Origin of the sequence: Pontibacter toksunensis (assembly GCF_042686245.1) — a bacterium.
GTDB classification, from domain to species: Bacteria; Bacteroidota; Bacteroidia; order Cytophagales; family Hymenobacteraceae; genus Pontibacter; species Pontibacter toksunensis.
In genome coordinates, this window is record NZ_JBHUOX010000107.1 from 1 (window position 1) to 674 (window position 674).

1 protein-coding gene is annotated in these 674 nt (G+C 39.9%); it reads right to left on the bottom strand.

Features of this window, described 5'->3' with window-relative positions:
- Window positions 1–283, bottom strand: a 283-nt coding sequence (locus tag ACFS7Z_RS27340; RefSeq protein WP_377492703.1) for a hypothetical protein, incomplete at its 3' end; no start/stop codon positions are given.
- Between the last annotated feature and the right edge of the window lie 391 nt (window positions 284–674).

Sequence of the window (674 nt, forward strand, 5' to 3'; positions counted from 1 at the left end):
TTGCGTCATAGGTATACCTGGTGTAATCTGAGTTAGCACCGCCTTCCTCATAATCTTCTATTGCTTTAGAAATATAACCTTGTGCATTATACTCTATCTTAACTACATCGTCATCGGCGCTGCCACTTTCTCCCAGGAAAGCTAAAGTTGTTAACCTGCAGCCACTCAGGTTAGGGTCAGGTGTTACTGCATCATCATCATCGTTTTCCTCGCCACATGAGGCAGCAGTAAAGGCGACTAACACGATAAGGGCATAAAGTTTACTTGTAAATGTACGTTTCATTCTAGTGGGTTATAAGTTAAATTGATTAAGAAGTCGCAAAGTAGGAGTTTAAATAAGTAGGAATAAATACCCATAAATGAGTATTTATTGAAGAAGAAGCAAGTAATGAAACCAGCATTTCTTCTTTAAGAACAGCGTTGTATTGTTAAAGGGCTTAGGCACTATAAAAAAGCCAGTGAAGGTAAAACAGTGAGGCCGCTGCAAGCCTTATTGGATAAAGGAAGAAAAGTGTCTACATATTCAGAATGAGTCACTTCCGGATTGCCATCAAATGAACATGAATCATTCCGTAGTTTAGAGGGGAGGAAAAAGGAGAACTTCCTGTTTTAGACGCACCAGCTCTAAGCTCGGGATGATTCATGCTTACTTCATATGTGCGTGTTATAGGCTG